Source organism: Mycobacterium sp., from assembly GCF_035633495.1.
GTDB lineage: Bacteria > Actinomycetota > Actinomycetes > Mycobacteriales > Mycobacteriaceae > Mycobacterium.
The window spans coordinates 1-5,170 of record NZ_DASQEU010000060.1; the positions used below are offsets into that span (position 1 = coordinate 1).

Sequence of the window (5,170 nt, forward strand, 5' to 3'; positions counted from 1 at the left end):
TGGTGCACTAGTACACTGGGCATCACGCGCCCGACGGGAAGGACCGCACGTCATGAATGAGCCGGATGCTCGGGGAGATTCGCCGTCGGCGCGGATCGTTGACGAGATCAGGCGGCGGATCCACGACGGCGAGCTACCCGACGGGGAGCGGGTGCCTTCGACCCGGCAGATCACCCGCCAGTGGGGGGTGGCGATGGCCACCGCCAGCAAGGTGCTGACCGCGCTGCGGCACGAGGGCCTGGTCCGCGCGGTGCCCGGGGTGGGCACGGTCGTCGAGCTCGGCGGTTCGGACGGGGTCACCGCCGGGAAACCGGCGGGCTCGGCCCATCGGGACGGGCCGGACCCGGTCGCCGTCGAGGCAGGTTCGCTCAGCCGCGAACGGGTGGTGCGGGCCGCGATTCGGATCGCTGACACGGAGGGTCTTGGCGCGCTCGCCATGCGCCGGGTGGCCGCTGAACTCGACACCGCCACCATGTCCCTGTACCGGTACGTCCGCAGCAAGGACGACCTGCTGACCACGATGGTGGCCACGGTCTTCGACCGGTTTCCACCGCCGGACGTCGGGGTCGGCACCGGATGGCGGGAACGGTTGGAGGCCCTCTGCCGGTTGCAGTGGGCGGCGTACCAGCAGCACCCGTGGCTGGCACAGTACGTTTCGATGACCCGCCCGCAACTGGTACCCAGCGCCATGTCTCATACCGAATGGGCCATGGCCGCGCTGCAGACCGCCGGGCTCGACCCGGGAACGCGACTGCACATCGCGGTCATGCTGGCCAACTTCGTCCGTGGCAATGCCGTCAATCTCGAACCCGAGGCGCAGGCCGAGCAGGACAGCGGGGTCACCAGCGACGAGTGGATGGCCGCGCAGAGCGCCCAGATGGAACAGATCATCAGCACCGGTGCGTTCCCGATGTTCGCCGAGATGGCCGGCGTCCGCGACCTCGAGTTCGGCCTGGACTCCCTCTTCGAATTCGGCCTTCTTCGACTGCTGGACGGCATCGAGGTGTTTCTCGATCGGCCCGCGGTCCGCTGACCGCCCGCCAGCCGCGCGATCACCGGTGCGAACGACTCGGCCAGGTCCCCCCGGCACCACGGACTTCAATACCCGGGTCGCTCGGCCTGAGCTACTGGTGTGCGACACCCTCCGATTCCGGGCGCGGGTGTCCGGGACCGGCACCGCCACACTGTCCGGCAAGGTCCGGAAGGTCGGCACCACCGAACCGGCGAACCGGCAGACCACCAAGACCGACACCGAACCCACGTTGCAGACGGCCGGTGCGTTCGGGTTGCAAGCGTACGCGTCGAAGTTCCGTCACCAACGCCCCGATCGTCGCATCCTTCGACAGCCTGAACGCGGTCCTTCCTGCCTAGCTAGCTAAGCTGGCCTGGACCGCTCGGCAGCCAAACTCTGTGCCGCCTTACGACTCGGTCAGGAGTGCCTCGAGAAGCGGTCGCAGGGCCTTGCGTTGCGCGTCGTCGAGCCGACTCAGGACGAGGTCGCGTTCCGCGAGCGCCTGCGAGAATCCTTCCCGTACCTGGGTACCCTTCGCCGTGAGGCTCAACAACTTGATCCGGCGATCCGCGCCCGGGACCCGCTCGACTAGGCTGCGCTCCTCGAGCTGGTCAGCTATCGACGTGATGTACGACCTGTCGCAGACGAGCTGCTCGGCCAGGTCCCTCATCGGCATCGGGTCGGCGAGCAGGATGATCGCACGCGCGAGATGGACGGGCAAACCGAACGACTCGGCGATGGAGCCGAAGTTGTCCTTCGTCTGCTCTGCGACCTGGACCAGCATGCTCGATAGCAGGCGCGCCTCCGCGACCCGCATCTCCCTATCCCGCATGCGGTTATCTTATACCTGGTAAATAGTTGAGTCACTCACGCATTGTGGTATCATCGAGCGCATGGCCTCTGCTGCAGCCGACTCGACGTCCGACCGTTCCCCGGGCCGCGTCCTTGTCGTCGGAGCGACCGGGTTCCTCGGTGGCCAGGTCGTCGACCAGCTCCTCTCGCGTGGAAAGAGCGTCCGTGCCCTGGTCCGGCCCAGCTCCGACGCCACCGCGCTGGAGTCCAAGGGTGTGGAGATCGCCCGCGGCGACATGCTCGACCTCGACTCGCTGGTCGAGGCCATGACCGGTGTCGACGCGGTGATCAGCACCGCGGCCGGCTACACCAAGCGGAACAAGAACGCCACGGCCATCGACACCACCGGCAACGCCAACCTCGCGATCGCCGCGGAGAGGGCCAGGGTTCGACGGTTCGTCCTCACGAGCATCCTCACCTCAGACCAAACCCCACAGGTCTCACATTTCTGGCACAAGAAGCTGGCCGAGGACGCGCTGGAGAGGAACGACGTCCCCTTCGTGGCTCTGCGACCGGGTGCCTTCCTCGACCAGGTCACCCAGATGAGCGGCGACCCCTTCGAGAAGAAGCGGCTCATTTCGTTCGGCACCAAGACCGTGCCTCAGACCTTCGTACTGACGCCGGACCTCGCCGCACTGCTCGCCGCTGCCGTCGACGCCGACGTCAGGCCCGGCGAGCGCATCGACATCGGGTGGACCCGACCGGTCAGTATGCAGGAGATCGCCGATATCGCAGCGCGCCGAGTGGGCGCTAAGATCCGCGTTCGCGCCATCCCCGTCCGCCTGCTTCGCGCGATCACGGCCGTGATCGGTGTTGCAGTACCTGGCCTCAAGGACATGGGTGCCATGTTCAGCTGGATCGAGACGGGCAGGTACGTCGCCGACGTCTCGCGCCAGGAGGAGGTCTTCGGCCCGGCACCCACCCCTGAGGATGCCGTCGCACGATTCGCCGCTCAACTCGGGCACTAGCTAGCTAGCTACATCCGGCGAAGCCGGAATTTTGAGTCAAGTTCGACGTTTCGGGACGGGTTCTGGCGGCGTAGCGTTGGTGGCGCTCGCGCCACAGCGCAACGACAGCGCACCTGACCTCCATATACGCACTTCGCGTCAAGGTCACAATTCATCGGCGCAGCGAGTGGTGGCGGTCGGCCCACCTGACCGCGGGTCCCGCGATAGCTTGCCCTCGAATCGGCAGCGATGGACGGCATGCCTCGTCGGGCTGGGGCGAAGCCCCGTTAGCTATAGCTAGCGATCGTTCCCCAGGCGTCACACCACCGTGACTCGCCCGCCATACAAAACCGCAGATCATGGCTGACAATGACCCGGTGACCGACACCGAGACCGCCGATCAGGCAGATCAGGCCATCGCATCCCCTTCCGAGATCGGGAGCGTGGTCCAGGCCGCCAACGCCGGGGGGCACGAGCCGCATCACAGCTCGGGCAACTTCCCCGGCATCGCGGACTACGCGTTCCTGTCCGATTGCGAGACCAACTGCCTGATCTCGCCGTCCGGCGCGGTCGAGTGGATGTGCATCCCGCGGCCGGATTCGCCGAGTGTGTTCACGGCGATCCTGGATCGGGCCGGCGGCTCGTTCCGGGTGGCGCCGTTCGGCGTCCAGGTGCCCGCTGCCCGCAGGTACCTGCCGGGCACGTTGGTGCTGGAAACCACCTGGCAGACCCCGACCGGGTGGCTGGTGGTTCGGGACTCGCTGATCATGGCGCCCTGGCACAACACCCACGAGCGGTCCAAGACCCACCGCCGGTCGCCCACCGACTACGACGCAGCGCACGTACTCCTGCGCACCATGAAATGCATCAACGGCACCGTCGACCTCTCGGTGCAGTGCGAGCCGGTTTTCGACTACGCCCGCAAGGGCGGTCAGTGGGAATACCCGGGCGCGGACTACAGCGAGGTCACCAGCACCGCGAGCGGGCAGCCAACGCTGCGGTTGACCGGCTCGCTGCGGATGGGCGTCGAGGGCCGGATCGCCATGGCCAGGACCAAGATGTCCCGCGGCGATTCCCACTTTGTGGCGCTGACGTTCTCGGAATTGCCCGCACCCAAGGACAAGGACGATGCCGAGTCCTGGATGGAGCGCACCAGCGAGTACTGGCGGCAGTGGCTCTCGCAGGGGACCTTTCCCGACCACCCGTGGCGGGCTTACCTGCAGTCTTCCGCGCTCGCCCTCAAGGGCCTGTCGTACGCACCGACCGGCGCGCTGCTGGCCGCGGCGACCACCTCCCTGCCGGAAACCCCTGGGGGGGAACGGAACTGGGATTACCGATACTCGTGGATCCGGGACTCCACCTTCGCACTGTGGGGGCTGTACACCCTCGGCTTCGACCGCGAGGCCAACGACTTCTTCTTCTTCATCCACGATGTCTGCCGCGACAACCCCAACGACCTGCAAGTCATGTACGGCGTCGGCGGGGAGCGGCACCTGGACGAGGCGAAACTGGATCACCTGTCCGGATATGACGACGCCACGCCGGTGCGCATCGGCAACGGCGCCTTCAACCAGCAGCAGCACGACGTCTGGGGCGCCCTGCTCGACTCGATCTACCTGCACACGCGCTCGCGCGAGCAGATGCCGGAAGAGCTCTGGCCGATCGTCATCGCCCAGGTCGAGCAGGCGTCGGCGCACTGGCGGGCACCGGACCGCGGGATCTGGGAGGTCCGCGGGGAGCCGCAGCACTTCACCGCCAGCAAGATCATGTGTTGGGTCGCACTGGATCGCGGGGTCCGACTGGCCCGGCTGCACGACTCGCGCGCCATCGCCGACAAGTGGCAGGCCATCGCCGACGAGATCCACGCCGACGTGCTGGCCAACGGCGTCGACGACAGGGGTGTGCTCGTCCAGCGCTACGGCTCCGACGCACTGGATGCCTCGCTGCTGCTGGCGCCCCTGGTCCGGTTCCTCCCGCCGGACGACTACCGGATCCGCGCCACGGTGCTGGCGATCGCCGACGAACTCACCCACGAGGGCCTGGTGCTGCGCTACCGGGTCGAGGAAACCGACGACGGCCTGGCCGGCGAGGAAGGCACCTTCACCATCTGCTCGTTCTGGCTGGTCTCCGCGCTGGTGGAGATCGGCGAGGACGACAGGGCCAATGCGCTGTGCGAGCGGTTGCTCTCGCACGCCTCGGCGCTCAGGTTGTTCGCCGAGGAACTCGACCCCGTCACCGGGCGGCACCTGGGTAACTTCCCGCAGGCCTTCACCCACCTTGCCCTGATCAACGCCGTCACCCACGTCATCCGGGCCGAGGAGTCCGCGCGAGCGCACGGGTTCAACCCCGCCAACCGGCC

General features: G+C 67.4%; 4 protein-coding genes. 3 read left to right on the plus strand and 1 reads right to left on the minus strand.

The genetic code is table 11. The annotated features are described in order from the left end of the window. Window positions 1–52: 52 nt before the first annotated feature. Window positions 53–1,033, plus strand: coding sequence for a TetR/AcrR family transcriptional regulator C-terminal domain-containing protein (locus VET27_RS10275; protein ID WP_526517677.1), 981 nt, complete (start codon window positions 53–55; stop codon window positions 1,031–1,033). Between the two features lie 385 nt (window positions 1,034–1,418). Here the strand turns inward: VET27_RS10275 and VET27_RS10280 are convergent, their stop codons facing one another. Then, window positions 1,419–1,844: a MarR family winged helix-turn-helix transcriptional regulator gene (locus VET27_RS10280; RefSeq protein ID WP_526517679.1), complete on the minus strand. Its 426-nt coding sequence runs from the start codon at window positions 1,842–1,844 to the stop codon at window positions 1,419–1,421. Window positions 1,845–1,905: 61 nt separating this feature from the next. Between VET27_RS10280 and VET27_RS10285 the strand changes: the two genes are divergently transcribed. Both VET27_RS10285 and VET27_RS10290 read left to right on the plus strand, forming a co-directional pair. After that, window positions 1,906–2,832 carry an SDR family oxidoreductase gene (locus tag VET27_RS10285; protein WP_526517681.1) on the plus strand — a complete coding sequence of 309 codons (927 nt, stop codon included), beginning with the start codon at window positions 1,906–1,908 and terminating at the stop codon, window positions 2,830–2,832. Between the two features lie 338 nt (window positions 2,833–3,170). Next, on the plus strand, window positions 3,171–5,170 hold a 2,000-nt coding region (locus VET27_RS10290; protein WP_526517683.1), incomplete at its 3' end, for a glycoside hydrolase family 15 protein.